Raw genomic sequence first — 26,616 nt, forward strand, 5'->3', positions numbered from 1 at the left:
GCCTGGTGACGATTCCCCCTCAGATGGCCGATGCCTTCGACGAGCTGGCCGGCGGCTACGACAACGACCACCACGACGAGATCGCCCGCCTGCTTCTCGACCTGGTCCGGCCGGCCGCGGGCGACAGGATCGCCGACGTGGCCTGCGGCAACGGCGCCGTCGCGCTCGCGCTGGCCCGGGCGGGTGCCACCGTCCCCGTCGTGGCCGTGGACATCTCCCCCGGCATGATCGCCGTCGGCCGTGAGCGCGCCGAAGCGGCCGGCCTGGCCGCGGCGATCGACTGGCGGGTGGGGCAGGCCGTCCCCCTGCCCGTGCCCGACGCCTCGCTCGACCTGGTCCTCTGCTCGTCCTCGCTGCACTTCCTCGGCTCGACGGCGCTGGCCGACTGGCGCCGCGCGCTGCGCCCCGGCGGCCGGGCCGGGTTCACCCTGCCGGTGGCCGGGCAGTTCCGGCCCAGCGGCGCGTTCGCCGCGCTGGTCGCCTCGGACGTGCCCGTCCCCGGCACCGCCGGCGAGGCGTCGGAGTTCGCCCGTACGGCGGGCTTCGTTCAGGCGGAGTCGCGCCTGGCGCACGTCGGCTCCCGCGCGGTGATCCTCACCGTGGCGACCAACCCCTGAGGTCCTGCCGGGAAGTCGTCCGCGTAGGCGTGATCGCGCCCGGACCGGCATGGTCGCGCACGCCGTCGACCGTGTCGCGGTGGCAGGCCCGGGCGGCCGGTCGGTGCCGCCCGGGTGCGGGGCGTCAGGGGTCGAGGTCGCCGGCCGAGCGCTCGGCGAAGACCCGCATGGCCTTGGCCGTGATCGGGCCGGGCGCGACCGGCAGCTCGGTGTCGTCGACGAGCCTGATCGGCTGGATGTCGCGGGTGGTCGAGGTCAGGAACGCCTCCTCGGCCTCGTACAGGGCCGACAGCGGCACGTCGGCCTCCTCGCCGCCGCACCACTGGAGCGTCAGCGCCCGCGTGACGCCCGCCAGGCACCCGGACTGGAGAGTGGGGGTGAGCAGGCGGCCGTCGCGGACGATGAAGATGTTGGAGCCGGTGCCCTCGCACAGGTCGCCGGCGAGGTTGCCGAAGATCGCCTCGCCGCCACCGCGCGCCTTGGCGTAGGCCAGCGCCTTGGCGTTGTCGCCGTAGGAGGTGCTCTTGACGCCGGCCAGCGCGCCGCGCTCGTTGCGCGGCCAGGGGACGACGGTGACGTTGGCCGTGACGGGGAACGGCTTCTGCTCGTCCACGATGACCACGGAGGTGGTGCCCTGGTCGCCGCGGTCGGAGCCGAGCGGGCCCGGGCCGCTGGTGTAGGTGATGCGGATGCGGCCGAGCGCCCACGCGGGGGCGGCGGCCAGGCACTTGCCGATGCCCTCGGCGATGGCCTCGACGTCGGGCTCGGGCAGGTCCATGCGCTGGGCCGAGAGCCTGAGCCGGTCGAGGTGCCGGGTGAGGGCGAACGCGCGACCGTGAACGATCTTCACGGTCTCGAACACGCCGTCGCCGACCATGAGCCCGTGGTCGAACACCGAGACGGTCGCCCGCTGCGGGTCGATCAGCTCCCCGTTGACCCAGACAGGGATGTTCATGCAGTGCCTCCTGAGGATGCCAGTGAGATGAGCCTGGACGCCTTCAGCTCGGTCTCGAGCCACTCACGCCGGGGATCGCTCTCCCAGGTTATGCCCGCGCCCGTGCCGAACCGGATCTCGCCGGCGGCGATCCAGAACGTGCGGATGCCCACGGCCAGCGCCGCCCTGCGTCGGGAGGCGTCGACCCAGCCCACCGCCCCACAGTACGGCCCCCGGGGTTCGGGTTCGAGCCGATTGATGATCCGCAGCGCCGACGACTTGGGGGCCCCGGTGACCGAGCCGGGCGGGAACGTGGCCGCGAACAGCTCGGCCCAGCCCGCGCCGGGCCGCAGCCGGGCGCGTACCGCCGAGACGAGGTGGACGAGGCCGGGGTGCTCCTCGACGGCGCACAGCGACGGCACCTCGACGGTGCCGACCTCGGCGACCCGGCCGAGGTCGTTGCGGACCAGATCGACGATCATGATGTTCTCGGCGCGGTCCTTGTCGAGGAGGTCGGCCGCGGTGGCGCCGGTGCCCTTGATGGGGCGGGACTCGACGACGTCGCCCTCGCGCGACAGGTACAGCTCGGGCGAGGCGGACACGACGGTCGTGCCCGGCACGTCGATCACCGCGCTGTACGGGGCCGGGTTGCCCGCGGCCAGCAGGGCGGCCAGGGCGAGCGGGTCGGCGTCGTCCGGCACCGGTGCGGTCAGGACGCGGCACAGGTTGGCCTGGTAGACCTCGCCCCGCTCGATGTGGTCGCGGATGGCCTGGACGCCGCGCTCGTAGGCGGCCCGGTCGAGCGAGCTGCGCCACCGGCCGGGCGGCGGGCCGTGCCAGGGGCGGCGGGGCGGGGGCAGCGGCGCGGGGCGGACGTGGTCGAAGCGGGCGCACGTCGCCTTGCCCTCGTAGTCGGCGACGACCGCCCACCAGCCGTCGCCGTCGAGGGCGGCGAGGTCGGTGGTCAGGTCGCGCAGGCCGGTGGCGAGGACACCGCCTACGTGGGCGAAGGAGTCGTGCACGGCTCCCATTGTCCCAGCAGCCGGAGGAACTCCAGCGCCGCCGGCAGCGGCGTCCCCGGCACGGCCGCGTACACCTTGCGCACGGGGGCGGGGCCACGCAGGGGCCGCAGCACGACGGCGGGCGGCACGCCACGGGCCGCCAGCTCCGGTACGAGGGTGACGCCGAGCCCGGCCGCGACGAACCCGAACTTCCCCGTCCACTCCGCCACCCGCAGCCCGCCGCGCGGGGTGAACCCGGCGGCGGCGCAGGCCGCGGTCAGCAGCGTCGGCTGGCCGCGGGGCGCGGCCTCGATCCACGGCTCGCCCGCCAGCTCGCGCAGGTCCACGGCGTCCTCGCCGGCCAGCCGGTGCTCGCGTGGCAGCGCGACGAGCAGCCGGTCCTCGCGCAGCAGCACGGCCCTCCCGGGACCGGCGTCGTCCCCACGCGCGCCCCGGGGCCGCTCCGGTGGTGACTCGTGGAGGGTGAAACCGGCGGGCAGGCCGGCCGGGTAGTCGCTGATGACCGCGATGTCCAGCGCGCCCGCCTGGAGGCGTTCGACCAGCCGGGAGGTCAGCCCCTCCAGCACGCGCGGCTCGACGCGCGGCCGGGCGCGGGCGAACCGCCTGAGCGTGCCCGGCACGAGGTCCACGTTGGCCGTGGCGAACGCGCCGACGCGCAGCGTGCCGCCGCTGCCCCCGTGGATCGCGGTCAGCTCCTCCCCCGCGCGTTCGAGCCGGTCGAGGACGGCGCCGGCGTGGGCGTGCAGCGCATGCCCCGCCGGGGTGAGCCGTACGCCCCGGGCCAGGCGCTCGAACAGCGGGCCGCCGGCGGCGCGCTCCAGGGCGGCGATCCGGCGGGAGACCGCGGACTGGGTGTAGCCGAGCAGCTCGGCCGCCGCGGTGAACGAGCCGTTGCGCGCCACCTCGTCGAACAGCCGGAGGGTGGCGGTGTCGAAGGCATTCGTGTCAGTCATGGCTGCCATGCAATGTAGTCGGTGGTGGAATCTCTCGCAGCCCGGTTCACTGGGCCCATGACTGCTTTCGAGGGAAAGATCGCTTTTCTTGGACAGGGCCGGATGGGCGTCCCCATGGCGCGGCGGCTCGTGGACGCCGGCCACCAGGTGACCGTGTGGCGGCGCGGGACGGGGGTGACCGCCGCCGAGGCGGTGCGCGGAGCCGCGCTCGTGGTCACGATGCTGCGCGACCCGGCCGCGGTCCGGGAGGTGCTGACCGCCGCGCTGCCGGGGCTGGCTCCCGGGGCGACGGTGGTGGAGATGTCCACGATCGGCCCCGAGGTGGTGCGGGAGCTGCGGGCGCTGCTGCCCGCGTCCGCCGGGCTGGTCGACGCGCCCGTGCTGGGCAGCGTCGGGCCGGCGGCGGAGGGGACGCTGACCGTGCTCGCCGGAGGGCTGGACGGCCCTCAGGCGGGGGACGGGGCGGTGGCCGCCGGGCTGCGGGAGGTGCTGTCGGTGTTCGGGACCGTGCGCGCGTGCGGGCCCCTGGGCGCGGGCGCGGCCGTGAAGGTCGCCGTCATGAGCGCGATCGTCCCGGCCCAGGTGCTGGTCGCCGAGACCTTCGCGTACGGCGAGGCGCACGGAGTGCCGCGTGAGGCGCTGGCGGACGTGCTCGCGGGCACCCCGCTCGGCGCGGTGTCCGAGCGGCTGCGCGTCCCTTCACGGGAGACCCGGTACGCGCTCGGGCTGGCGGCCAAGGACCTGGCGCTGGCGGCGTGGCCCGAGGCGTCGCTGGCCACGGCGGCCCGCCGCAGGCTGCAGGAGGCGGAGGCCGCGGGCCTGGGCGGGCGTGACCTCACCGCGATCGCCGGCCACGTCACGGGCGGCCGGAAGGGGCGGCGGGCCGTGCCTCTGAACCCGCCGACCGTCCCGCCCACGAACGGCATGTACTCCCACGCCGTCCGGGCCGGCGACACCCTCTACGTCTCCGGGCAGGCCGCCCTCGACGAGCGGCACCGCGTGGTGGGCGAGGACGACATGACCGCCCAGTCCGAGCACGTCTTCCGGAGCCTGGAGCGCATCCTGGCCGACCAGGGGGCGACGTTCGACGACGTGACGTTCATCAGGACGTACCTGACGGACATGGACCGACGGGCCGAGTACGGCGCGGTGCGGCGGAAGTACCTCACCGGGACGCCGCCGGCGAGCACCACCGTGGAGGTGCCGAGGCTGTTCATGCCGGGGCTGCTGCTGGAGGTCGACGTCGTCGTGGCCCTGCCCTGACCCCGGGCCGCGGGCGTCAGTCGAGCGGGCCCGTGACCGACTCCACGGCGGCGATCACCGAGCCGTCCGCCACCAGGCGGACCGCCGCGTCGATCTCCGGCGCCAGGAACCGGTCCGGCCCCGGGCCGGGGACCGTCTCGCGCAGCGCCTCGACCACGGCGGCCGTGGCCGGCGCGGGACGGAGCGGGGCGCGCAGGTCGAGCGCGCGGGCGGCGGTCAGCACCTCGACCGCGAGCACGCGCGTGAGACCGTCGACGGACCGGCGGAGCTTGCGCGCCGCCGACCAGCCCATCGAGACGTGGTCCTCCTGCATGGCCGAGCTGGGGATCGAGTCGACGCTGGCGGGCACGGCCAGCCGCTTGAGCTCGGAGACGATGGCCGCCTGCGTGTACTGGGCGATCATGTGGCCGGAGTCGACCCCGGGGTCGTCGGCCAGGAACGCGGGCAGGCCGTGGTTGCGCGCGACGTCGAGGAAGCGGTCCGTGCGGCGTTCGGACATGGAGGCGAGGTCGGCGGCGACGATCGCCAGGAAGTCCAGCACGTACGCGACGGGGGCGCCGTGGAAGTTGCCGTTGGACTCGACGCGGCCGTCGGCGAGCACGGCCGGGTTGTCGACGGCGCTGGCCAGCTCCCAGGTGGCGACGTTGGCGGCGTGGGCGATCGTGTCGCGGGCCGCGCCGGCGACCTGGGGGGCGCAGCGCAGCGAGTAGGCGTCCTGGACGCGGGTGCAGGCGTTGGGGTCGCGGTGGCTCTCCATGATGGCCGAGCCGGCCAGGATCCTGGTCATGTTGGCGGCGGCGCGTGCCTGGCCGGGGTGCGGGCGCAGCGCCTGCAGCTCGGGGGCGAAGACGCGGTCGGTGCCGAGCAGGGCCTCGACGCTCATCGCGGCGCTGACGTCGGCGGTCCTGACCAGGCGGGTGAGGTCGTCGATGGCCAGGATCAGCATGCCGAGCATGCCGTCGGTGCCGTTGATCAGCGCGAGCCCCTCCTTGGCCGCCAGCTCGACGGGCTCCACGCCGGCCTGCTTGAGCGCCTCGGCCGCCGAGGTGAGCCGGCCGGAGGCGTCGCGGACCGGGCCCTCGCCCATGAGGGCCAGCGCCACGTGCGCCAGGGGTGCCAGGTCGCCGGAGCAGCCGAGGCTGCCGTACTCGTGGACGACGGGCGTGATGCCCGCGCTGACCAGCCCGGCCAGCGCCTTCGCGGTGGTCGGCCTGATGCCGGTGTGGCCGGTGGCCAGCGTGTGCAGGCGCAGCAGCATGAGCGCGCGCACCACCTCGGGCTCGACCTCGGGACCGCTGCCCGCCGCGTGCGAGCGGACCAGGGAGCGCTGGAGCTGGGCGCGCAGCGCCGGGTCGATGTGGCGGGTGGCGAGCGCGCCGAAGCCGGTGGAGACGCCGTAGGCGGGGACGGGACTCTCGGCCAGCTCGTCCACGCGCTGCCGCGCGGCCGACACCGCGGCGACGGCGTCGTCGGTGAGCTGGACGGCGGCGCCGTGACGGGCCACCCGGATGACGTCGTCGAAGGTCAGGGGCTCCGGGCCGACGTTCACGACTCCGTTGTCGCGCATGGTGTTCTCTCTCGTTCAGGTAACTGGCGTATGCGATGTTAGCTCCTTACCGGAGAACAGCGCCGTCAGCCCTTCCCTGCCCGCGTCGGTCACGCTCACCGCTCGGGGGACCGGCCCTCGGGCGTACCAGCCGCGCTCGAACAGCACGGCGGTGATGGCCGCGCCCAGGGAGCCGCCGAGGTGGGCCCGCCGCTCGGTCCAGTCGAGGCATTCGGGGGCGAAGCGGCGCCTGGTCCGGCGCGCTCCCTCGACGTCCACGCCCAGGAGGCCCAGGAGGCGTTCACCCTCGGGCGTCACCTCTCCCCCGGCCAGGCAGCCGGCGGCCCGCAGGCCGTCGAGGAGGCCGACCCCGGCCCGGCCGGCCAGATGGTCGTAGCAGGTGCGGGCCTCCTCCAGCATGCGGGCCTGGCGCGACTGGCGCAGGGACCGCACGGGCGGCCGCCCGCCGAACCTGGCCAGCACCTCCAGCACCTCGGCGATCTCGTGCCCGGCCAGCCGGTAGTAGCGGTGGCGGCCCTGCCGTACGACGTCGACGAGCCCGCCCTCCAGCAGGCGGGACAGGTGCGCGCTCGCGGTGGCGGCGCTCACGCCCGACATGCGCGCCAGCTCCCCGGCGGCCAGGGCCTGGCCTCCCAGCAGGGCCGTGAGGATGGCGGCCCTGGTCGGATCGGCGATGAGCGCCGCGACGGGCGCGATGTCGGCGTCGGCCGCGACGTGCTCCATTGCTGCCATGTCCACGACCCTAGCGCCGGGATGTTTCGCCGCCGGACGAAAGATGCCGCCGCGGAGACCCGGCGGCTAGGCTCGAAGATCGTACGGCGAGTCCGGAGGTGTTCTCCTTGACGGCAGCGAACGGAGGGCGGGTGGCCCTCGTCACCGGCGCGTCCCGAGGGCTGGGCGGCGTGATCGCGCGGCGGCTGGCCGCCGACGGGTGGGCCGTGGCGGTCAACCACCGCTCCAGCGCCGGCGAGGCGGGCGCGGTCGTGGAGCGGATCCGGGCGGCCGGCGGCGCCGCCGAGGCGTTCGCGGCGGACGTCACGGACGACACGGAGGCCCCCGCCCTGGTGGAGCGCGTCGCCGACCGGCTCGGGCCCGTGACGGCGCTGGTGCTCAACGCGACCGGCCCCCAGCCCGCCGTGCCCGTCGAGGACCTCACCTGGGAGGCGCACCTCGACCAGCTCCGGTTCTTCGTCAAGAGCCCCACCCTGCTCGTACGGGCGGCGCTGCCCGGCATGCGCGCGGCGGGCGGCGGCCGGGTGATCCAGATCGGCTCCGACATCGTCGACCGGGCTCTGCCCGGCATGTCCGCCTACACGGCGGCGAAGGCGGCGCAGTTCGGGCTCACCCGGACATGGGCCCGCGAGCTGGGCCCGTACGGCATCACGGTCAACCTGGTCGCGCCCGGCTGGATCCCCGTCGAACGGCACGCCCACCACGGCCCCGAGGACATCGCCGCCTACCGGGACGACGTGCCCCTGGGCCGGATGGGCACGCCGGAGGACGTGGCCGCCACGGTGGCGTTCCTCGCCTCGGACGCGGCCTCGTTCGTCACCGGCGAGCGCGTGACGGTGAACGGCGGCCACACCTGAGCCGGTGACGGTCAGATCTGGTTCATGCCGCCGTCGACGTACAGCTCGGCGCCCGTGATGAAGCTGCTCTCGTCGGAGGCCAGGAACAGGGCGGCCGAGGCGGCCTCCTCGGGCGTGCCCATCCGGCCGAGCGGCACCAGGTCCACCAGGGCGTTCCTCAGGCGGTCGGCCTCGGCCGGGTCGGGCGCCAGGGCGGTGACGCCGGGTGTGTCGATGGGGCCGGGGCTGAGGGTGTTGACCCTGATCGCCCGGCCCCTCAGCTCGTTGGCCCAGGTGCGGGCGAAGGAGCGGATGGCCGCCTTGGAGGCGCTGTACACGCCGAACGCCTCCACGCCCTTGGCGCCGGCGGTGGAGCCGGTCAGGATCACCGAGGCGCCGTCGTTGAGCAGGGGCAGCGCCTTCTGGACGGTGAACAGCGTGCCCCTGACGTTGCTGCCGAAGGTCTGGTCGAAGTGCTCCTCGGTGACCTGCTCCAGCGGCCGGAGCTCCCCGCCGCCGGCGTTGGCGAACAGCACGTCGACGCCCCGGCCGCGCTCGGCGACGGCGGCGTAGAGCCGGTCGAGGTCACCCAGGTCGGCCACGTCGCCCCGGACGCCGGTGACGTTGCCGCCGATCTCGGTCACCGCGGCGTCCAGCGCCTCCTGGCGGCGGCCGGTGACGAACACGTGCGCGCCCTCCGCCGCGAACCGCCGGGCCGCCGCCAGCCCGATCCCGCTGGTCGCGCCGGTGACGACGGCCGTCCTGCCGTCGAGCTGTCCCATGATCGTCTCCTGTCACGCGGCGGGCCCGGTCGTCAGCTCAAGGATGTCCCGGAAGCCGTTCCGCCTGGGTATGCGCCACGGCCGGTACGGGCAAAGAAGACGTCGCCGTACGGTGACCCCGGGCCAGGTCAGGCGCCGCTGGGGATCCGGCCGCCCGAGACCGACTCGACGAGCCGCCCCCACTCCGGGTACGTCTCCACCTTCTTCAGGTGCAGCGCCATGACCTTGCCGGCCAGCTCGGGGTCGAGGTCGTCCGACAGGCGCGCCGGCGCCAGTCTCTCCAGCCGCGGGATGATCGTGTAGTCGCCCTCGATGTGCACCGGGTCGTGCATGTACCGCTCCAGCGCCTCCAGGTCCGCGATGCCGACGCAGTAGGCGTGGGTGTAGCCCTCGGCGGGGTCGCCCAGGTCCTGGCCGACCGTCGAGAACGACACCGACTCGACGGACGCCGTCCGCCGCATGGCCGCCAGGACCTCGGCCTTCTCCTCCTCCGTCGTCCCGCTCCTGAAGCTGAAACGCAGAATGTTGACGATCATTTCTCTCCTCATTGGTCTTTTCTTCTGAACTCGTTGGTTCACCGTAACGACTCATCCGGTCCAGCAGCAAGAGTGAACTCGCGAGTTCACTTGCGATCCGGTCGAGGGGTACCCTGCGGACGTGACGGAAACGACGGCTGCCACCGCCCGCAAGGGAGCGCGAGGACGCATCGACAAGCGGCAGGCCATCCTCGACGCCGCCTTCACCGTCTTCGCCCGGCGGGGCTACTCGCAGGCGTGCGTGCAGGAGATCGCCGAGGAGGCCGGCGTCGCCAAGCTCACCGTGTACAACCACCTGAGCGACAAGGAGAACCTGTTCCGGCAGGCGCTGACCGCCGCCGCCGAGACGGTGTCGGAGGAGTGCCTGGCCGTGGCCGACCGGCTGCGCGACCCGGGCGACGACCTCCGGCCGGCGTTGGAGGAGGTCGCGTACCGGCTGCTCCAGGTGTGCCGGGGCGAGCGCGCCCACGCGCTGCGCTGGCTCACCTACGCGCAGATCGCCCGCTTCCCCGACCTGGTCGACACCGTCCAGAGCCGCACGTCGCACCGGCTCGGCGAGGGCCTGGCCGACCGGTTCGCGCGGCTCTCCCTGTCCGGACGGCTGCGCCCGTGCGACCCTGCGGTGGCGGCCGAGCAGTTCCTGGCGCTGCTCACGGGGCCGCTGGAGGCGCGCGGCCGGCTCGGCACGCGGAAGGTCACCGACGCCGAGGCGGGTGGGATGGCGGGGTCCGCGGTCGACACCTTCCTGCGGGCGTACGGCCCGGAGACCCCGCCCCCCTGAGCCGGCCACTCCTTCCCACCCGAACTGGCCACCTTCGCACTGCCCACCCGCACTGCCGACCCGAACTGCCCGGCCGAACTGCCCGGCGGTCTGCCCGCCCGGACTGCCCGGCCGGTCTGCCCGCCCGGAGAACGGCTTGCCCGCAGCCACTTCCCGCGACCGGGACGCTTCGACAGCCGTTTGAATGCTTCGGGTACACGATCGGCGTCATGACCACCGAGAACCCCGCGCTGAACCCCGCGCTCCTCGTAGCCGCCTCCGTCGACCGCTGCCTCGCCCTGGCCGAGACCTGGCTCGCCTGGGACGGCAGGCCCATCCTGACCGAAGCCGACAACCTGTGGACCCCCTCCAAGGCCGCCCGCCGCATCCAGGACCACCTCATCGACCACCTCGCCGAGGTGGAAGCCCTGCTCGCCGGCGCCACTCCGGCACCCGACACCTGGCACGGCCGCACGGTGACGCTGGACGCCGACTGGGCCCGCTTCACCGAGCTCGACCTCGCCGAGGCGCGCGCCCGCTGGCCCCGCCTCGCCCAGGCGTACGTGAACCGCTACGCGACCGTCCCCGACGCCTGGGACGTCCCCCGCGACCCCAACTGGACGCTGCGCCAGATCGCCGAGCACGTCGCCGACGTCATCTGGTACGCGGAGCAGGTCGGCGACCTCCGGTTTGGGGACTCGGCGAGGATTCGCTAGAGTTCTCTCGTCACCGCGACACAGCGGCGGCGACGCGGAAGTGGCTCAGTGGTAGAGCATCACCTTGCCAAGGTGAGGGTCGCGGGTTCGAATCCCGTCTTCCGCTCGGAGCTTCCGGCTCGGTGGAGTGGCCGAGAGGCGAGGCAGCGGCCTGCAAAGCCGTCTACACGGGTTCAAATCCCGTCTCCACCTCGGCAACGGACGATTAGCTCAGCGGGAGAGCGCTTCCCTGACACGGAAGAGGTCACTGGTTCAATCCCAGTATCGTCCACCAGGCTCCGTAGCCGATCAGGTCTGACCTGGTCAAACAGGAGTTAAAGCCCCAGCTCACGGCACACGCCGGGAGTCTGGGGCTTCTTGTTGTTCCTGGGCCCTGCCCCAGCGGGACGACTTCCGTAACGGTGTCCTCCTTTTGCGGCAGAGCCAGAACCGCACGGGCCGACCTCGACTTCAAGACGGTCAACACGCTGAGGCAGTGGCGCTGCATGGACAAGCGACTGTGCCAGGTGTGCGCGCGGTCGGCTGTAGATCGTGAGACGGGGCGGATCTGGTGGCTGCTGTCGTCCGGCTACGGCGGTGACTGCGACGGCTGTACCAACGCCCCGCCGACGGGTCCGGCCTGCATCCCGGCGAGGATCTCACAGTGTTCACACCTGAGGCGCAACGCGGCCGTTTTCACCGTGGGCGACTACTCGCCGTACGGAGTGCGCGCGAATGTGTTTGTTCCTTGCTTGCCGCCGCTGGTGCCGTTGGAAAGGAACGTCGTCAGGGCTGCGACGGGTCGGACACGGCTTGCAAAAGCGCGACATGGCTCTCGTAAGACATCGGACGGCTAGTTGCGTCGCCATGGCGCATATCTCAGTTGGCAGAGCAGCGGACTGTCAATCCGCGAGTCCTTGATTCGGGTCCATGCACGCCAGCTTGATCCTAAAGCAGCACTCCATGGCGGACGATGACGAGTGCTATGGCCACCAACGGGCCACAAACAGCGCACGACAGGTACAGCAGGTTCCGATCGCGTTCCATAAAGGAACGGCCCTCGTTCGCGACCCACGAATAGATTGACATACCCGTACCAATACTGATGACGAATTGTGCTGCGACGAAGGTCCACAGAACAGAGCCGAACTCCCCGCGTGGCGTCGTAGGCGGAGTGGCGGCCCATCCCTCGATATCAAACAGCGCCCAGACGAGGTTGGCGCCGACAAGCAACTGCAAGCCCGTCACCCAGTAAGGGGCGCTGACCGAGGATGCGACGGCTACCGCCGCATCGCCAGGAGAAGCCGGCGCGGAGACACCGGATTCTTCCTTGGCTGAGGCTTCCGATGCGCTGCCCGGTGGTGGCTGGACCTGAGCCTGAGGGGGACGCTCGGCCAAGGGCGCGGCCGGAGCCGGAACTGGCGCCTCGTCAACGTGGCTCTGCGGCTGGTTGCTTGCCCGGTCCCGCTGCTGCTTCTTCGCCAGGCGAACCTGCTGCCAGGCAAGATAAACCTGAGGGATCCCAATAATGATCGCAATTGCCAGGCTAGCCAAGGCGACGGCTCGGTCCACATCGACACACTGCCCGTCGCGGCTGGTGAGCGCAAGTGCTGTTAGAGAGCAGGGTGGAGTCCTCGCGGGTTTCATAGACCCTGAGAAGATGGGTTCAAATCCCACCTCCGGCCACGAAGCGCTGACCGAGTAGCGCCCAAATCGGCCAGTGCTCTCCAGATTGGCCGCTGTCCCGGCCTGACCGGTCGGCGGCATGGGCCTGGAGATGCGGTGTAGATGCGCACTCGATCCCCAGTACGGCTAATCCCCGCCCGAGAAGGGAGAGGAGGCCATCACACCCACGAATGACCGTACGGCGTGCTGACTGCAGGAAGCCCCAATGAGCTGTCTACCAGGCACTTTTGCTCCTGGATGGCACATTCGCAGTATCGTCCACCACACCTCACCCCAGGTCTCACGACCTGGGATTTCGTGTTTATACGGCCGTTGCGCGAGGCGTGCCGGATCTCGGGACCGTTCGTAGAGGGGTCCTGCCCCCACCTCCCTCAGCACGCCTGCGCGATCCCCAGTACGCCTGGGTCCCCAGCCACTGCTGAGCCGCGACCGCGCCCGCCTCCATGCCGGGGCCCGCGTCCTTGCTGGGGCCCGCGTCCTTGCTGGGCCCGCGTCCACTCCTGTTGGCGCCACGCCCCGCGCTCCGCGTTCACGCTCAGGTCCGTGGTCCGTCGAGTTGCGCCACCGATAGCCTGTTTTATTGTGATTCGTGCCTGGGGCCTGCCGATGCTGCTCGTCCTCAGCGGTGTCGTGGTGGCGACAACGCGGATCGCGGCCGGCTCCCCCGGTGCCGCGGTCGTCCCGCTGGCAGCGTTCCTGGGGCTCGCCGGGCTGTACTCCCCGCTGGTGTTCCCCAGGTCAGTCGGCGCGGCGGAGGCGCAACGCCGCAGCGCGGCCGACGGCCGGCCGGTCGTCTACTGGCGGCCGGCCTGCAAATACTGTCTGCGCCTGCGGATCGGGCTGGGCCGCGACGCCCGCCGGGCGCACTGGGTCGACATCTGGCGCGACCCGGCCGGAGCGGCGGCGGTGCGGGCGGCCACCGGCGGTGACGAGACGGTGCCGACCGTGGTGCTGGCGGGCCGGCCATACGTCAACCCGGATGCCCGGTGGGTGCGCGGGCAGCTTCCTCCATCGTCCTGACCGGGTGTCCCTGACCGGCCATCATCCTGAGCAGGTGTCCCTGACCGGGTATCCGGCTGAACAGGTGTCCCTGACCGGGCATCCGGCTGACCGGAGCGGCCCCCCGTACGCCCGGCGGCGAGCGACCAGAGCGGCGGCACCCGCCGGGACACGCGAGAAAAGCGGTGGGAAACTGTCGGTGGGCGGTGATAGAAAACAGGTTCGATACACCTCCGCCCGCCGCCCCGGGGAGCTTCGCCTGTGACCGCCGTCAGCACACCGGAGTTCTCCGTCTCCGGCACCCGCCACGACCACCGCGGCCCGATCCGCTGGCTGTGGTCGCATCTGCGCCGCCATGCCGTCCACCTGGTGGGGTTCCTCGGCGGGTCGCTCGTGATGGTGGTGCTCAACTCCACCGTCCCTTCCCTGACCGGCGGCGCGTTCGACGCCGTGCTGGGCGAGCGGGGCGACCCCGCGGAGGCGCTGCGGCTGATCGCGCTGGCGCTGCTGGCCATCGTGCTGGCGCGCGGCGTGTTCGACCTCGTCGCCCGGCTGTCCAGCGAGGTGCTGGCCAAGCGGCTGGAACGCGACGCCCGTGACGAGCTCTACGTGAGCCTGCTGGGCAAGAGCCAGACGTTCCACAACCGGCAGCGGGTGGGCGACCTGATGGCCCGGGCCGCCAACGACATCCGGCAGCTGTCCACCATGGTCTCTCCCGGCCTCGACCTCATCGTCGACTCCGGGCTCAGCGGGATCGTGCCCCTGTTCTTCATCGGCGCGATCAACCCGCGGCTGCTGCTCGTGCCGGGGATCTTCGCCGTGGTGTTCGCGGCGGCGCTCTGGCACTACATGCGGCGGCTCAACCCGGTGGCGACCCGCATGCGGGAGGAGTTCGGCGATCTCAACGCCGCGCTCAACCAGGCGGTGCGCGGCATCGAGGTGATCAAGGTGACGGCGCAGGAGGAGCAGGAGCGGCGGCGCTTCCGGTCGCACGCGCGCCGCTACCGCGACTCCTTCGCCCGCAACGGCCTGGTGCAGGCCCGCTACCTGCCGACGCTGCTGTTCGCGTTCGCGATGGCGGGAGCGCTGTGGCACGGGCTGGCGCTGCACGGGTCCGGGGTGATCAGCCTCGGGGAGCTGGTCGCGTTCATGGGCCTCATGGGCATGCTCGGCTTTCCCACGCAGATGTCCATCTTCACGTTCTCGCTGGTGCAGATCGGCATCGTCTCCTCGCGCCGGATCCTCGCCATCATGACGTCCGAGAGCGAGCTGGCGCAGCCCGCCGACGGCCACGCCGCGCCCGTCACCGGCGAGATCGTCTTCGAGGACGTGAGCTTCGGCTACGACGAGGACGAGGACCAGGGCGAGGGCAAGGGCGGGCCTGCGCTGCGGGGCGTGTCGTTCACCGTGCAGCCGGGCGAGACGGTCGCCATCGTGGGCGAGACCGGCTCCGGCAAGAGCACGCTCACCAAGCTCGTCCCCCGCATCTACGACGTCACCGCGGGCCGCATCCTCATCGACGGCGTCGACGTCCGCGACTGGGACCTCGACTCGCTGCGCTCGCAGATCTCCACCATCGAGCAGGACATCGTGCTCTTCTCGCGGTCGGTCGCCGAGAACATCGCCTTCAGCCTGGGCCAGCGGGCCGACCGCGAGGCCGTGGTACGGGCGGCGGAGGACGCGCAGGCGGCCGAGTTCATCTCCGAGCTGTCCGACGGCTACGACACGGTGATCGGCGAGCGCGGCGTCACGCTGTCGGGCGGGCAGCGGCAGCGCCTGGCCATCGCACGGGCCCTGCTGACCGACCCGGCGATCCTCGTGCTCGACGACTCCACCAGCGCCATCGACTCCGCCACCGAGGACCGGATCCAGCAGGCGATCGGCCGCATCCAGGAGGGGCGCACCACGCTGCTCATCACGCACCGCCTCTCCCAGATCCGCTGGGCGGACAAGGTGCTGCTGCTGAGACGCGGCGAGCTGGCCGACTACGGCACGCACGACGAGCTGATCGCCCGCAGCCGCCTCTACCGCCGGATCTTCTCCCACTACGACGAGGTCGAGCTGAACGGCGAAGACCTGAACTCCGGAGGGCTGGACGGCGGAGGGGTGGACGGCGGAGTGCTGGAGCTCGACGCCGGAGGGGTGCTGGAGGAGAACGGCCAGGCGATGGCCGGCGAGCAGGGAGGGGTGCGCTGATGGGGTTCATCATGGACGGCCTCGACGCCGAGGACTACGACCGCACCTACGGCGACCGCGAGCTGCTGCGCCGGATCCTGTCGTACTTCCGGCCGAAGCTCGGGGCGATGGCGCTGGTCGCCGCCATGATCGTCCTGGGCTCGGCGAGCCAGGCCGCCATGCCGCTGGTGGCGAGCTGGGGTCTCGACGCCATCGAGGACGGCACCATCGCCGAGACCGGCTGGCGGCTCACGCTCGGCCTGCTGCTGGCGGGCGGGCTCGGCTGGGTGTTCAACTTCGTCCGCCAGTGGCACAGCTCGCGGGTCACCGGCGACGTCGTGCTGCGCCTGCGCGAGGACGCGTTCGACGCCGTGCTCCAGCGCGACCTGTCGTTCTACGACGAGACGCCGTCGGGCCGGATCGTCAGCCGCGTCACCTCCGACACCGACGACTTCGCCACGGTCTCCACGCTGACGATGGACCTGATCAGCCAGGTGCTGATGGTCGGGCTCGTGACGGTCATGCTGTTCCTGCGCAGCGTCGAGCTGGCGCTGCTGACGCTGCTCGTGGTGCCCGTCGTGGTGGGCGTCGCGCTGCTGTTCCGGCGGATCGCCCGGACCAGCACGCGCCGGGCGCAGCGGTCGCTGAGCCGCGTCAACGCCAACCTGCAGGAGACCATGGGCGGCATCGCCGTGGCCAAGAACTTCCGGCAGGAGCGGCAGGTCTACGACGAGTTCCGGCCGATCAACCAGCAGAGCTACCGGGTGACGCTGGGACAGGGCTTCGTGTTCTCGTCGATCTTCCCGGTGCTGTTCCTCGTGGCGGGGCTGGCGACGGTCGCGCTGGTGCAGCTGGGCGGCACGGCGGTGCTGGGCGGGCGGCTGTCGGCCGGCGACTGGTACCTGTTCCTGCAGGGGGTGGCGCTGTTCTGGTTCCCGCTGACGTCCATCGCCGCGTTCTGGTCGCAGTTCCAGCAGGGGCTGTCCGCGTCGGAGCGGGTGTTCGCCCTCATCGACGCGCCGCCGCGAGTGGTGCAGAGCGACGCGCGCGACGTCGGCCGTTTGGCGGGTCGCATCGAGTTCGAGCGGCTCACCTTCGGCTACGACGCGGCCACTCCGGTGCTGCGGGACTTCGACCTGGTGATCGAGGCCGGTGAGACGGTCGCGCTGGTCGGTCACACGGGCGCCGGCAAGTCCACGCTCAGCAAGCTGATCACCCGGTTCTACGAGTTCCAGGAGGGCCGCCTGCTGATCGACGGCCAGGACATCCGCACCCTGGAGCTCGGCGCGTACCGCAGGCAGATCGGCGCGGTCCCGCAGGCGCCGTTCCTGTTCAGCGGCACGGTCGCCGACAACATCCGCTACCCGAGACCCGAGGCGACCGACGAAGAGGTGCTGGCCGCCGCGGCGGCGGTCGGCGGCGGCGACTGGATCGAGGCCCTGCCCCACGGGCTGGGCACCGACGTGGGCGAGCACGGCCGCGCCCTGTCCATGGGGCAGCGGCAGCTCGTGGCCCTGGCCCGGCTCCTCGTCCAGGACCCGGCCATCGTGGTGCTCGACGAGGCCACGGCCAGCGTCGACCCGCTCACGGAGGCGCAGATCCAGGAGGGTCTGGACGTGGTGCTGGCCGGCCGCACCTCGATCGTCATCGCGCACCGGCTGTCCACGATCGAGCACGTGGACCGCATCATCGTCCTGGACCACGGCCGGATCGTGGAGGAGGGGGACCACGCGACGCTGCTGGCGCGCGGGGGGCGGTACTGCGACGTGTACAACACGTACTTCCGCCACCAGTCCCCCCACTACCGCGCCGGCGAGGGCTTCGTCCCCGTCACGGCCCAGTGACGACGCGGCCCAGTGACGACGCGGCCCAGTGACGACGCGGTCCAGTGACGACGCGGTCCAGTGACGACGCGGTCCACCCGTCCGCGTCGTGAGCGCCGTTGCTGTCGGCGAGCGCGACCGGAGCCTGCTTGCGATGCGCTCCCAGCGAGGTGAAGACCAGCACGGCCGCCAACCGTAGAATCCGGCTTCGTGGATCTTGTCTCGCACGCAGGCTTACTGGCGCAGGTCATTCCTGCCGTACTGATCGCGATGGTCGTCGAGTTCCGTGCGGTGCACGACACCTGGCGCAGCGTGGCCCAGGAGCAGGCCAAGAATCGGCCGCAGGCCGAGCGGCAGGAGCTGGCGCGGCTGATACCACGACAGATAGCCGTACAGCTGGGCGTCATGCTCGTGCTCACCCTGCTCGAAGTGGCGGCGCTCGTGGTCGCCGGGGGACGGTCCGGACCGCTCAAGCTGGCCGAGTGGATCGTGCGGGAGCGGGTCGCGGTGTTCGTGCTGGCCGCGGGACTGGCCCTCATCCTGCAATGGGGGGCGCTGGCGCTCATGCAGAGCTACCAGCGGGCGGGGCTCATCCTTGACGAGGATCGGCGCAGCTTTCACTGGGTGCTGCGCATGCTGCTGTACGCGACCATATTCGGGGCGGCCTGGCTGACGTTCGGTTGAGCCGCCAAGCACGTCTCCGGCCGCGAAACCGGCGGTGCGGGAGCGGGCACCCCGGATGCGGCGGTTCGAGGCTGGCGCCCCGGGTGTGGCGGTTGGAGAGCCGGCACCCCCGATGCGGCGGTTCGAGGCCGGCGCCCCGGGTGTGGCGGTTGGAGAGCCGGCACCCCCGATGCGGCGGTTCGAGGCCGGCATCCCGGGTGCGGCGGTTCGAGAGCCGGCGCGCCCGGATTCGTGGGCTCAGCGGACGGTTTCGCCGTCCTCCAGGGTGAGCAGGGTGAGCTCCGGGCGGTCGGGCAGGCCGTGCCAGTCGCCGTCGGACGCCACCGCGAACGCCCCCACCGTCACCCCGCGCCGCACCCGCTCCCCCAGCGGCAGGCCGTCCAGCAGGCCCGACAGGTAGCCCGCCACGAACGCGTCGCCCGCGCCGACCGTGTTCACCGCGGGGACCCTCAACGCCCCGGAGGCGGCGTGCTCGTCGCCCGCCCACGCCTCCGCGCCCGCCGCGCCGTGCTTGACGACCACCTCGCCGATCCCGGCCGCCAGCAGTGCGGCCGGGCCCCCAGCGGTGACCAGGGGCAGCTCGTCGGCCGAGGCCACCAGCACGTCCACGTACGGCAGCAGGTCCGCCAGGGCCCGCGACGCCGTTTCGCGGTCCCACAGCCTGGCCCGGTGGTTGACGTCCAGGCACACCCGGACGCCGAGCTCGCGGGCCTGCCGTACGGCGTGCGTGACCGTGGCCGCGGCATCGGCGCCGAGGGCCGGGGTGATGCCGGTGACGTGCAGCATTCGCGGCCGCTCCGCCAGAGCGGCCGCGGCGTCGGCGGGCGTCAGGCGGGAGCCCGCCGAGCCGGCGCGGTAGTAGTGGACCCGCGTGATGGCCGCCACCCTGCGCTCCTGGATGAGCAGGCCGGTCGGGTGGTCGGGGTCGGTTCTGGCGGTGTCGACGTTGACGCCCTCGGCGCGCAGCGTGCGCAGGACGAGGCGGCCGAGCTCGTCGTCGCCCACGACCCCGGCCCACCGGACGGTGTGGCCGAGCCGGGTCAGGCCGATGGCCACGTTCGCCTCGGCACCGGCCATCGAGAGCTCCAGGCTGCCTCCCAGCCGCAACGGCCCGCCCCCGTGCAGCGACGCCATCGCCTCCCCCAGCGTGAGGAGGTCGATGACCGGAGGTGGGCCCACGTCGGCGAGTGTGCCCTCCCCCTCCGCGCAGACCGCCTCGGCGTCCCGACCCACAGGCACGACCTCGGCGTCCCGGCCCACGCGCACAGCCTCAGCGTCCCGACCCACGCGCACAACCTCAGCGTCCCCGCCCACGCGCACAACCTCAGCGTCCCCGCCCACGCGAACAACCGCGGTGTCCCGGCCCACGGGCACAGCCTCGGCGTCCTTGCGCTCGTGAGCCGTCATGGCGTCTCCGTCCGCGGGGCCGTCATGGCGTCGCCGTCTCTTGGCGGAAGTGGCGGGCGCGGGTGCGGAGGGCGTGCAGGTCGCCGCCGTGCGGGGCGTCGCCCGTGAGGGGCGAGCCGACACCCACCGCCGGTGCCCCCGCCTCCAGGTACGGGCGGATCTGGTCGGCCGTCACCCCGCCCACCGGCACCAGAGGGATCGACGGGTACGGGTCGCGCAGCGCCGACAGGTAGCCGGGGCCGCCCAGCGAGGCGGGGAAGACCTTGACACCCGTGGCGCCCGCCTCCCATGCCTGCCAGACCTCCGTGGGCGTCAGCGCCCCGACCAGGACGGGCACCCCCAGGGACAGGGCGCGGGCCGCTCCCGCGCTCAGTGCGGGCGTCACCACGAAGCGCGCCCCCGCTGCCAGGGCCGCGTCCGCCTCCGCCTCCGTCAGTACCGTGCCCGCCCCCAGCGTGACGGACGGGCCCAGCTCGGCGTGGACGCGGGCGATGACCTCCAGCGCCCCGGCGCCGCTCAGCGACACCTCCAGGACGTCGATCCCCTCCTCCACGAGGACGTGCGCGGTGCGGACCGCGGCCTCCGGGTCCCGGCCGCGCACGATGGCGAGCAACCGCCGCGCGCGCAGAACGCCCAGCAGATCCAGGACATCCGGAGCCGCGGAAGGAGTCCGGTGGCTGGCGGGCGTGTGCTGGATGCCGGGGGTGTCGTGGATGCCGGGGGTGTCGTGGATGCTGGAGGTGTCGTGGATGCTGGAGGTGTCGTGGTTGTCGGGAATGTTGGAGTTGTCGGGGATGTCAGGGTCGGTCATGTCACCACTCCGCCATTGAGCCGTCTTCGTGCCGCCACACCGGGTTGCGCCAGGCGTGCGGGTGCCGGTCCGCGTCCCGTACGGCCCGCTCGTCCACCACCACCCCGAGCCCCGGCAGCGACGTGCGGTGAGCGTGGCCCGCGGTGAAGGTGAACGGCGCCGGGTCGAGCACGTAGTCGAGGAACTCGGTGTCCTGGTGGTAGTGGATGCCGGCGCTCTGCTCCTGGATGAGGAAGTTGGGCGTGGCGAAGCCCACCTGGAGGCTGGCGGCCAGGGCGATGGGGCCGAGCGGGCAGTGCGGCGCGATCTGCACGTCGAACGTCTCCGCCAGCGCGGCGATGCGCCGGACCTCCGAGACGCCCCCGGCGTGGGAGAGGTCGGGCTGGGCCACCGCCAGGCCGGAGGTGAGCGCCGGCAGGAAGTCGGAGCGTGAGTAGAGGCGCTCCCCGAGCGCGATGGGCACCTCGGTGGCGGCGGTCAGGTCGCCCAGCCGGTGCAGCAGGCCGGGGGCGAGCGGCTCCTCCACGAACATGGGATGCAGGGGCGCGACGGCCGCGATGATGCGCCGGGCGTCGGCCGCGGTGGCCCGCCCGTGCAGGTCGATCGCGAAGTCACGGCCGGGGCCGAGGGCGGCGCGGGCGACCTCCGCGCGGGCGACGACGGCGGCCAGGTCCGCGCCGGTGACGGGACGCGGCAGGAGGCCGGAGCCGTTCATCTTGACGGCGGTGAACCCGGCCTCGACCTGCTTGTCGATCTCCTCGCGCAGCTCGCCCGGGTCGTCGCCGCCGACCCACGCGTACACGCGGACGCGGTCGCGGACCGGGCCGCCGAGCAGCTCGTGCACGGGCGCGCCGTAGTGCTTGCCGGCGATGTCCCACAGCGCCTGGTCGAGGCCGGCCACGGCGCTGGACAGGACGGGGCCGCCCCGGTAGAAGCCGCCCTTGGTGAGCACCTGCCAGTGGTCCTCGATGCGCAGCGCGTCCTGGCCGACGAGGTACTCGGCGAGTACGTCGACCGCGGCGCGGACCACCTCGGCCCGGCCCTCCACGACCGGCTCGCCCCACCCGACTACGCCGTCGTCCGTCTCCACGCGGCAGAACAGCCACCGCGGCGGGACCAGGAACGTCTCGATCCTGGCGATCTTCAAGCCTGTCCCCTCCGGCTCTTCACGTTCCGCTCCCCCACCGTCGTCTCCTCACGAGCCGGCTCACAAGAGCCCCTCCACGTCGCGCCATGCCTTGGCCAGCAGGTCGCGCATCGCCGCCTCGGCCGCGCCGGCGTCGCCGCGCCTGATCGCCTCCAGCACCGCCAGGTGGCTCGGTACGGGGTCGTCGCTGCCGTTGGAGGCGTGCACGAGCCGGTCGCGGCCGGCCAGTCCGGCGCCCATGACGACGTCCATGCGGACGAGCAGCTCGTTGCCGCCGGCCGCGAGCAGCGCCCGGTGGAAGTCGAGGTCGGCCTGGACGGGGTCGTCGGCCGCCGCCATGCGCTCCAGGGCCTGCTCCAGCTCCTCCAGTTGCCGGGGCGTGCGGCGCCGCGCGGCGAGCCGGGCGACCGACGGCTCGACGATCGAGCGCAGCTCGTGCAGGTCGTGCAGGAATCCGGGGTCGGGGCGGCCGGCGAACTTCCACCGGATGACGTCGCCGTCGAGGAGGTTCCAGTCGGCGCGGGGCCGCACGTGGGTGCCGAGCTTGGGCCTGGCCCCGATGAGTCCCTTGGCGGTGAGCACCTTCATCGCCTCGCGCAGCGCGGTGGAGCTGACGCCGAGCCGCTCCTGGAGGGCCACGACGTCGAGCGCGTCGCCCTCCTTGAACTCGCCGCCGAAGATCATGGCGGCGATCGCCTCGACGGTCTGCCCGTGCAGGCCGCGCCCGCTGTAGGCGGCCATCACGCCGACTCCTTCACGATGCTCCAGCCGCCGTCGGCCGTGAGGCAGGCCCCGGTGACGAACGACGCCTCCTCGGAGGCGAGGAAGGCGATGACCGAGGCGACCTCCTCCGGGGCGCCGAACCGGCGCAGCACGGTGGCGCGCACGCTGTCGGCGCGGCCCCGCTCGTCCACCCGGTCCCACGCCCTGGTCATGATCGGGCCGGGCAGCACGCAGTTGACGCGCACGGCCGGGCCGTACTCGACGGCGAGCTGCCGGGTGAGCGCCGTCAGCCCGCCCTTGGCGGCGGCGTACGCGGGATGGCCCGGCAGCCCCACGACGGCGTGGACCGAGGAGGTGATGACCATGGCGCCGCCGGTGGCGGCCATGGGGGGCAGCAGCCGGCGGGCGGCCAGGAAGGCGGCGGTGAGGCCGACGCCGAGCTGCCGGTTCCACGACTCCAGGCTCGTCTCGTGCGCGGGCGCGACCTCGGCGACGGCGGCGTTGCTCACGATCACGTCGAAGGGGCCCCGGGCGGCGACCCGGTCCCAGGTCTCCTCGGCCGCCACGTCGCCGCGCAGGTAGCCGGCCCCCTCCACCGTCCCCTCGGGGGCGACGTCCACCACCAGCACGGACGCGCCCTCGGCGGCGAGCCGGCGGGCGGTCGCCGCGCCGATGCCGGAGGCGCCGCCGGTGACGACGGCGCTGCGGCCCGCGAACCGGCCGCTCACTCCGCCTCCCCGAGGGCGACGACGGCGACGTCGAGCGGGGCCAGCTCGACGCCGGCCGCGCGTACGGGATGGTCGTTGTGGTTGAGCAGGAACACGTGGCCGCCGCGCCGGACCGCCTCCACGCCGGCGGGCAGGCCGGGCAGGACGGGCTCGACGCCGGCCAGGCGCAGGGTGTCGCGGACGAGGTCGCGCATGACGTGCTCGCCGGGGCGGGTGCCGAGGTACGTGGCGCTGCCCCGGCCGTAGGCGTGGCGGGTGACGGCGGGCAGGCCCGCGAGCGGGCCGTCGGTGTAGGCGGCCAGGACCGCGGCGCCCTCGGGCACGATGTGGTCGGCCCACAGGCCGGCGTCGCCGCCGGTGGACAGGCCGAGCAGCTCGCCGTCGCTCAGCGGCCAGAACTCCTCCACGCGCAGGCCGAGCAGGTCGCGGAAGGCGCCGGGGGGGCCGCCGGGCCGGATGCGGTCGCAGGCGTCGGCGATCCCGCTGAAGAACGACATCAGCAGGTGGCCGCCGTCCTCGACGTACCGCCGCAGGCCCTCGGCCGCCGCGTCGTCGCACAGGTAGAGGTTGGGCACGATCACCAGCTTGTACGAGGACAGGTCGGCCGCGGGCTGGACCACGTCGACCGTGACGTTCTCGTGCCAGAGCGGCGCGTAGTGGGCGCGTACCCGCTCGGGCACGCGCAGCTCGGCGGGCCGGGCGTCGAGCTCCAGCGCCCACCAGTTGGCGTAGTCGAAGACGACGGCCACCTCGGCGGGCACACGGGTGCCGGCCACGCCGTCCAGGCCGCCCAGCTCGGCGCCGAGCGCGGCGGCCTCGCGGAAGATCCGGTCGTGCGGGCCGCCGTGGGAGACGACCGCGGAGTGGAACTTCTCCGCGCCGCCCAGCGAGGCCCGCCACTGGAAGTACATGACGGCGTCGGCGCCGCGGGCCACCGCCTGGTGGCTCCAGAGCCGGTTGAGGCCGGGCCGCTTGGGCCGGTTGGGCGGCCGGTAGCTGATGGCGCTGGTCGCGGTCTCCATCATGAGGTACGGCCGGCCGCCGCCGAGCGAGCGCATCTGGTCGTGGAAGAACGCGGCGTCGACGGCGGCGGCCGGGTCCTTCGGCTCGGGGTAGAGGTCGAGCGCGACCAGGTCGAAGTCGGGGGCCCAGGAGGCGTAGTCGGCGACCGGCTCCCACATGCCCATGATGTTGGTGGTGACGGGCACGCCGGGGGTGAGCTCGCGCAGGACGGACCGCTCGGCCCGGTAGCAGGCGAGCAGAGCGTCGGAGCTGAAGCGCCGGTAGTCGAGCTCCTGGGCGGGGTTGCGCAGGGTGGGCGCGGTGCGGGGCGGCAGCACCTCCGCCCAGTCGGTGACGCGCTGCGACCAGAACGTGGTGGACCACGCCGCGTTGAGCCCGTCGAGGTCGCCGTAACGCTCGCGCAGCCAGCGCCGGAAGTCGTCGGCGGAGACGTCGCAGTAGCACTCCTGGACGTGGCAGCCGTACTCGTTGCCGACGTGCCAGAGCGCGAGCGCGGCGTGGGTGCCGTAGCGCTCGCCCATCCGCCGCGCGAGGCCGGCGGCGGCCTCGCGGTAGACCGGCGAGCTGGGGCAGTAGTGCTGGCGCGAGCCGGGCGACAGGCGCACGCCGTCGCGGTTCACCGGCAGCGTCCCGGGGTGGAGCCGGGACAGCCACGCGGGCGGCGAGGCGGTGCCGGTGGCCAGCGAGACGGCGATGCCGGCCTCACCGAGCAGGTCCATGACCTCGTCCAGCCAGCCGAAGTCGTACGAGCCGGGCGCGGGCTCGACGCTCGCCCAGGAGAAGATGCCGAGCGTGACGACGCTGACGCCGGCCTCGCGCATGAGGCGGACGTCCTCGCGCCACACCTCGGGCGACCACTGCTCCGGGTTGTAGTCGGCGCCGAAGCCGATCCGGTCCTTGAGCACGGGCAGGATGTTCAACCTTTGACGCTCCCTGCGGTCAGGCCGGCGCGCCAGAAACGCTGGAGCGAGGCCATGGTGAGGACGAGGAGGAGGGCGGACACGGCGGCTCCGGTGACCGTCAGCTCGAAGAAGGCCGGGTCGCGGAAGGTCTGGGAGTTCCACAGCGCCAGGCCCAGCGTGACGGGGTAGAGCCGCTGGTCCGACAGCATGACGAGGGGCAGGAAGTAGTTGTTCCAGATGCCGATGAACTGGAACAGGAAGATCGTCACCAGCGCCGGGCTCATGATCTTCAGGCCGATGCGGAAGAAGATGCGGTACTCCCCCGCCCCGTCGAGCCGGGCCGACTCCAGCAGCGCGTCGGGGATGGCGGCGTGGGCGTGGATGCGGGCGAGGTAGACGCCGAACGGGCTGACCACGCTGGGCAGCAGCACCGACCAGAACGACCCGGTCATGCCGGCCTCGCTGAAGATCAGGTACGTGGGCAGCGCCAGCACGGTCGAGGGCACCAGCACGCCGGCCAGGACGAGGTTGAACAGCGCCTCCCGGCCGCGGAAGGGGTACTTGGCCATGGCGTAGCCGGCCGCGGCCGACAGCAGGGTGGCGGCCAGGGCGCCGAGGCCCGCGTACAGGAAGCTGTTGAGGATCCAGCGGCCGAACAGGCCGTCGCCGGTGCCGAACAGGCGGCCGAGGTTGGCGCCGAGCTGCGGGCGCGGCGACCACAGGCCGAACGTGCCGAACAGGTCGGCGGTGCTCTTGGTCGAGGCGACGAGCACCCACACGACCGGCAGCAGGAAGTAGACGGCCGCGGCCAGCAGCAGCGCCAGCACCACCACGGTGGCCGGCTTCAGTCGACGGTTCACCACGCCCGGTTCCCCTTCCGGTTGACCACGCGCAGGAAGCCGAACGAGATCACGAACGCCATGACGGCGATGAGCGTGGCCTCCGCCGAGGCGAGGTGGATGTTGGCCTGGCCGAACGCCTGGTTGTAGGCGGCCAGGTTGGGCGTGTAGTCGCTGTTGATGGCCGTGGTCAGCGGTTTGAGGATGAGCGGCTCGACGAAGAGCTGGAGCGTGCCGATGAGGGTGAACACCGTGATGAGGATCAGCGGCGCCCGCACCAGCGGCACCTTGACGTGCCAGGCGATGCGCAGCTCGCTCGCCCCGTCGACGCGGGCCGCCTCGTACAGCTCCTGCGGGATGGCCTGCAGCCCGGCGATCAGCACCAGCATGTTGTAGCCGGCGAACTGCCAGGTGGCGATGTTGGCGATGGACAGCAGGATCGTCTGCGGCGACAGGAAGTCGTGCGGCAGGCCCGCCGCGGCCAGCACGTCGATGAGCGGGCTGGTCTGCGGCACGTACAGGAAGCCCCACAGCAGCGAGGCGATCACGCCCGGCACGCCGTACGGCAGGAAGAACGACACGCGGAAGAACGCCCGGAACCGGGCCCGCGCCGAGTCGAGCAGCAGGGCCAGCGCCAGGGCGGCGACCACCATGACCGGCACCTCGACGAGGCTGAACACCAGCACCCGCCCGATGCTCGCCACGAACGCCTCGCTGGTGAGCGCGGCGGCGTAGTTGCCCAGGCCGGCGAACTCCAGCACCGGCTCGGTCAGCCCGAGGCCGCTGCTGGTGAGCCGGAAGAAGCTCTGGTAGACGGCGTAGCCGATCGGCGCCAGGTAGAAGAGCGCGAAGGCGACGAAGAACGGCACGACGAAGACCGCCACGTGCGCCCGGGGACGGCGGGGGCGCCGCCGGAACGTTCCCGTCGTTCCGGTCGTGCCCGCCGGTGTCCGCTGCAGCACCCCCGCCACC

The 26,616-nt window shown here is 72.9% G+C and carries 26 protein-coding genes and 4 tRNA genes; 13 read left to right on the forward strand and 17 right to left on the reverse strand.

The features are described from left to right. Positions 1–5: 5 nt before the first annotated feature. On the forward strand, positions 6–617 hold the full coding sequence (locus tag ACIBG4_RS17100) for a class I SAM-dependent methyltransferase (protein WP_397202571.1): 612 nt from the start codon (positions 6–8) through the stop codon (positions 615–617). A gap of 124 nt (positions 618–741) precedes the next feature. Here ACIBG4_RS17100 and ACIBG4_RS17105 read toward each other — a convergent pair whose 3' ends face one another. Genes ACIBG4_RS17105 through ACIBG4_RS17115 form a run of 3 tightly spaced genes read right to left on the reverse strand, consistent with a single transcriptional unit; the run spans position 742 to position 3,526 of the window. Further along, positions 742–1,572 (reverse strand): aminotransferase class IV, encoded by an 831-nt coding sequence (locus tag ACIBG4_RS17105; protein WP_310712388.1) that lies wholly within the window; start codon positions 1,570–1,572, stop codon positions 742–744. Next, positions 1,569–2,573, reverse strand: coding sequence for a chorismate-binding protein (locus ACIBG4_RS17110; RefSeq protein WP_397202572.1), 1,005 nt, complete (start codon positions 2,571–2,573; stop codon positions 1,569–1,571). The genes ACIBG4_RS17105 and ACIBG4_RS17110 overlap by 4 nt, the downstream gene beginning before the upstream one ends. Then, complete coding sequence (locus ACIBG4_RS17115; protein ID WP_397202573.1) at positions 2,549–3,526, reverse strand: LysR family transcriptional regulator; 978 nt, start codon at positions 3,524–3,526, stop codon at positions 2,549–2,551. Before ACIBG4_RS17115 ends, ACIBG4_RS17110 begins: the two co-directional genes overlap by 25 nt. Before the next feature lie 57 nt (positions 3,527–3,583). On the opposite strand from ACIBG4_RS17115, the gene ACIBG4_RS17120 reads away from it, so the two are divergent. Continuing rightward, positions 3,584–4,789, forward strand: a complete 1,206-nt coding sequence (locus tag ACIBG4_RS17120) for a Rid family hydrolase (protein ID WP_397202574.1) — start codon at positions 3,584–3,586, stop codon at positions 4,787–4,789. A 16-nt stretch (positions 4,790–4,805) separates the two neighbouring features. On the opposite strand, the gene hutH is transcribed toward ACIBG4_RS17120, so the two are convergent. Together hutH and ACIBG4_RS17130 are read right to left on the reverse strand one after the other, a co-directional pair. Beyond that, entirely contained in the window at positions 4,806–6,356 is a 1,551-nt protein-coding gene (hutH, locus tag ACIBG4_RS17125) for a histidine ammonia-lyase (RefSeq protein WP_310712392.1), read from the reverse strand. Positions 6,357–6,371: 15 nt separating this feature from the next. Next, the gene (locus ACIBG4_RS17130) at positions 6,372–7,088 is read right to left on the reverse strand and encodes an ArsR/SmtB family transcription factor (protein WP_397202575.1); all 717 of its coding nucleotides are present in this window, start codon (positions 7,086–7,088) and stop codon (positions 6,372–6,374) included. A gap of 107 nt (positions 7,089–7,195) precedes the next feature. Between ACIBG4_RS17130 and ACIBG4_RS17135 the strand changes: the two genes are divergently transcribed. Beyond that, complete coding sequence (locus ACIBG4_RS17135) at positions 7,196–7,945, forward strand: SDR family NAD(P)-dependent oxidoreductase (protein ID WP_397202576.1); 750 nt, start codon at positions 7,196–7,198, stop codon at positions 7,943–7,945. Positions 7,946–7,956: 11 nt separating this feature from the next. Here the strand turns inward: ACIBG4_RS17135 and ACIBG4_RS17140 are convergent, their stop codons facing one another. Beyond that, complete coding sequence (locus ACIBG4_RS17140) at positions 7,957–8,706, reverse strand: glucose 1-dehydrogenase (RefSeq protein WP_397202577.1); 750 nt, start codon at positions 8,704–8,706, stop codon at positions 7,957–7,959. Between the two features lie 128 nt (positions 8,707–8,834). Continuing rightward, positions 8,835–9,242, reverse strand: coding sequence for a Dabb family protein (locus ACIBG4_RS17145; RefSeq protein ID WP_397202578.1), 408 nt, complete (start codon positions 9,240–9,242; stop codon positions 8,835–8,837). Between the two features lie 121 nt (positions 9,243–9,363). On the opposite strand from ACIBG4_RS17145, the gene ACIBG4_RS17150 reads away from it, so the two are divergent. The 6 genes from ACIBG4_RS17150 (at position 9,364) to ACIBG4_RS17175 (ending at position 11,638) form a co-directional block, all read left to right on the forward strand. Continuing rightward, positions 9,364–10,023, forward strand: a complete 660-nt coding sequence (locus ACIBG4_RS17150; protein WP_397202579.1) for a TetR/AcrR family transcriptional regulator — start codon at positions 9,364–9,366, stop codon at positions 10,021–10,023. A 209-nt stretch (positions 10,024–10,232) separates the two neighbouring features. After that, positions 10,233–10,718: a hypothetical protein gene (locus ACIBG4_RS17155; RefSeq protein ID WP_397202580.1), complete on the forward strand. Its 486-nt coding sequence runs from the start codon at positions 10,233–10,235 to the stop codon at positions 10,716–10,718. Positions 10,719–10,752: 34 nt separating this feature from the next. Beyond that, positions 10,753–10,824 (forward strand) — tRNA-Gly (locus ACIBG4_RS17160). A gap of 15 nt (positions 10,825–10,839) precedes the next feature. Continuing rightward, positions 10,840–10,910: transfer RNA gene (locus ACIBG4_RS17165), tRNA-Cys, on the forward strand. A gap of 7 nt (positions 10,911–10,917) precedes the next feature. Next, positions 10,918–10,992, forward strand: a tRNA-Val gene (locus ACIBG4_RS17170). 573 nt (positions 10,993–11,565) lie between these two features. Further along, a tRNA-Asp gene (locus ACIBG4_RS17175) sits at positions 11,566–11,638 on the forward strand. Positions 11,639–11,645: 7 nt separating this feature from the next. Here the strand turns inward: ACIBG4_RS17175 and ACIBG4_RS17180 are convergent. Then, the gene (locus ACIBG4_RS17180) at positions 11,646–12,269 is read right to left on the reverse strand and encodes a hypothetical protein (protein ID WP_397202581.1); all 624 of its coding nucleotides are present in this window, start codon (positions 12,267–12,269) and stop codon (positions 11,646–11,648) included. A 696-nt stretch (positions 12,270–12,965) separates the two neighbouring features. Between ACIBG4_RS17180 and ACIBG4_RS17185 the strand changes: the two genes are divergently transcribed. From ACIBG4_RS17185 to ACIBG4_RS17195, 3 genes are all read left to right on the forward strand, one after another. Then, on the forward strand, positions 12,966–13,403 hold the full coding sequence (locus ACIBG4_RS17185) for a glutaredoxin domain-containing protein (protein WP_397202582.1): 438 nt from the start codon (positions 12,966–12,968) through the stop codon (positions 13,401–13,403). A 240-nt stretch (positions 13,404–13,643) separates the two neighbouring features. After that, the gene (locus ACIBG4_RS17190) at positions 13,644–15,578 is read left to right on the forward strand and encodes an ABC transporter ATP-binding protein (protein WP_397202583.1); all 1,935 of its coding nucleotides are present in this window, start codon (positions 13,644–13,646) and stop codon (positions 15,576–15,578) included. Continuing rightward, positions 15,578–17,401 carry an ABC transporter ATP-binding protein gene (locus tag ACIBG4_RS17195; protein ID WP_397202584.1) on the forward strand — a complete coding sequence of 608 codons (1,824 nt, stop codon included), beginning with the start codon at positions 15,578–15,580 and terminating at the stop codon, positions 17,399–17,401. The genes ACIBG4_RS17190 and ACIBG4_RS17195 overlap by 1 nt, the downstream gene beginning before the upstream one ends. Here ACIBG4_RS17195 and ACIBG4_RS17200 read toward each other — a convergent pair. Beyond that, positions 17,388–17,564: a hypothetical protein gene (locus ACIBG4_RS17200; protein WP_397202585.1), complete on the reverse strand. Its 177-nt coding sequence runs from the start codon at positions 17,562–17,564 to the stop codon at positions 17,388–17,390. The two genes, ACIBG4_RS17195 and ACIBG4_RS17200, sit on opposite strands and share 14 nt — an antisense overlap. A 26-nt stretch (positions 17,565–17,590) precedes the next feature. On the opposite strand from ACIBG4_RS17200, the gene ACIBG4_RS17205 reads away from it, so the two are divergent. Next, a complete protein-coding gene (locus tag ACIBG4_RS17205; protein ID WP_310712403.1) occupies positions 17,591–18,064 on the forward strand; it encodes a hypothetical protein in 474 nt (157 codons plus the stop codon). Positions 18,065–18,301: 237 nt separating this feature from the next. Here ACIBG4_RS17205 and ACIBG4_RS17210 read toward each other — a convergent pair whose 3' ends face one another. The 8 genes from ACIBG4_RS17210 to ACIBG4_RS17245 form a co-directional block, all read right to left on the reverse strand. Continuing rightward, positions 18,302–19,330 carry a sugar kinase gene (locus tag ACIBG4_RS17210; protein ID WP_397202586.1) on the reverse strand — a complete coding sequence of 343 codons (1,029 nt, stop codon included), beginning with the start codon at positions 19,328–19,330 and terminating at the stop codon, positions 18,302–18,304. A gap of 163 nt (positions 19,331–19,493) precedes the next feature. Beyond that, positions 19,494–20,282 carry a bifunctional 4-hydroxy-2-oxoglutarate aldolase/2-dehydro-3-deoxy-phosphogluconate aldolase gene (locus tag ACIBG4_RS17215; protein ID WP_397202587.1) on the reverse strand — a complete coding sequence of 263 codons (789 nt, stop codon included), beginning with the start codon at positions 20,280–20,282 and terminating at the stop codon, positions 19,494–19,496. A 1-nt stretch (position 20,283) separates the two neighbouring features. Next, a complete protein-coding gene (gene dgoD / locus ACIBG4_RS17220; protein ID WP_310712406.1) occupies positions 20,284–21,429 on the reverse strand; it encodes a galactonate dehydratase in 1,146 nt (381 codons plus the stop codon). 60 nt (positions 21,430–21,489) lie between these two features. Beyond that, entirely contained in the window at positions 21,490–22,170 is a 681-nt protein-coding gene (locus ACIBG4_RS17225; RefSeq protein ID WP_397202793.1) for a FadR/GntR family transcriptional regulator, read from the reverse strand. Continuing rightward, positions 22,170–22,880 carry an SDR family NAD(P)-dependent oxidoreductase gene (locus tag ACIBG4_RS17230; RefSeq protein WP_397202588.1) on the reverse strand — a complete coding sequence of 237 codons (711 nt, stop codon included), beginning with the start codon at positions 22,878–22,880 and terminating at the stop codon, positions 22,170–22,172. Before ACIBG4_RS17230 ends, ACIBG4_RS17225 begins: the two co-directional genes overlap by 1 nt. Further along, positions 22,877–24,823: a beta-galactosidase gene (locus tag ACIBG4_RS17235; protein ID WP_397202589.1), complete on the reverse strand. Its 1,947-nt coding sequence runs from the start codon at positions 24,821–24,823 to the stop codon at positions 22,877–22,879. The genes ACIBG4_RS17230 and ACIBG4_RS17235 overlap by 4 nt, the downstream gene beginning before the upstream one ends. Then, positions 24,820–25,665 (reverse strand): carbohydrate ABC transporter permease, encoded by an 846-nt coding sequence (locus ACIBG4_RS17240; RefSeq protein WP_397202590.1) that lies wholly within the window; start codon positions 25,663–25,665, stop codon positions 24,820–24,822. Before ACIBG4_RS17240 ends, ACIBG4_RS17235 begins: the two co-directional genes overlap by 4 nt. Further along, positions 25,662–26,606, reverse strand: a complete 945-nt coding sequence (locus ACIBG4_RS17245) for a carbohydrate ABC transporter permease (RefSeq protein ID WP_397202591.1) — start codon at positions 26,604–26,606, stop codon at positions 25,662–25,664. The genes ACIBG4_RS17240 and ACIBG4_RS17245 overlap by 4 nt, the downstream gene beginning before the upstream one ends. Between the last annotated feature and the right edge of the window lie 10 nt (positions 26,607–26,616).

It is taken from the genome of Nonomuraea sp. NPDC050383 (assembly GCF_044459125.1).
Classification (GTDB): domain Bacteria; phylum Actinomycetota; class Actinomycetes; order Streptosporangiales; family Streptosporangiaceae; genus Nonomuraea.

What these genes read in the sequence shown, in the direction of transcription:
- ACIBG4_RS17115 (WP_397202573.1), bottom strand. Translation starts at nt 3,526, where the DNA reads ATGACTGACACGAATGCCTTCGACACCGCCACCCTCCGGCTGTTCGAC.
- ACIBG4_RS17140 (WP_397202577.1), bottom strand. Translation starts at nt 8,706, where the DNA reads ATGGGACAGCTCGACGGCAGGACGGCCGTCGTCACCGGCGCGACCAGC.
- hutH (WP_310712392.1), bottom strand. Translation starts at nt 6,356, where the DNA reads ATGCGCGACAACGGAGTCGTGAACGTCGGCCCGGAGCCCCTGACCTTC.
- ACIBG4_RS17195 (WP_397202584.1), top strand. Translation starts at nt 15,578, where the DNA reads ATGGGGTTCATCATGGACGGCCTCGACGCCGAGGACTACGACCGCACC.
- ACIBG4_RS17225 (WP_397202793.1), bottom strand. Translation starts at nt 22,170, where the DNA reads ATGGCCGCCTACAGCGGGCGCGGCCTGCACGGGCAGACCGTCGAGGCG.
- ACIBG4_RS17215 (WP_397202587.1), bottom strand. Translation starts at nt 20,282, where the DNA reads ATGACCGACCCTGACATCCCCGACAACTCCAACATTCCCGACAACCAC.
- ACIBG4_RS17145 (WP_397202578.1), bottom strand. Translation starts at nt 9,242, where the DNA reads ATGATCGTCAACATTCTGCGTTTCAGCTTCAGGAGCGGGACGACGGAG.
- ACIBG4_RS17120 (WP_397202574.1), top strand. Translation starts at nt 3,584, where the DNA reads ATGACTGCTTTCGAGGGAAAGATCGCTTTTCTTGGACAGGGCCGGATG.
- ACIBG4_RS17130 (WP_397202575.1), bottom strand. Translation starts at nt 7,088, where the DNA reads ATGGCAGCAATGGAGCACGTCGCGGCCGACGCCGACATCGCGCCCGTC.
- ACIBG4_RS17105 (WP_310712388.1), bottom strand. Translation starts at nt 1,572, where the DNA reads ATGAACATCCCTGTCTGGGTCAACGGGGAGCTGATCGACCCGCAGCGG.
- ACIBG4_RS17155 (WP_397202580.1), top strand. Translation starts at nt 10,233, where the DNA reads ATGACCACCGAGAACCCCGCGCTGAACCCCGCGCTCCTCGTAGCCGCC.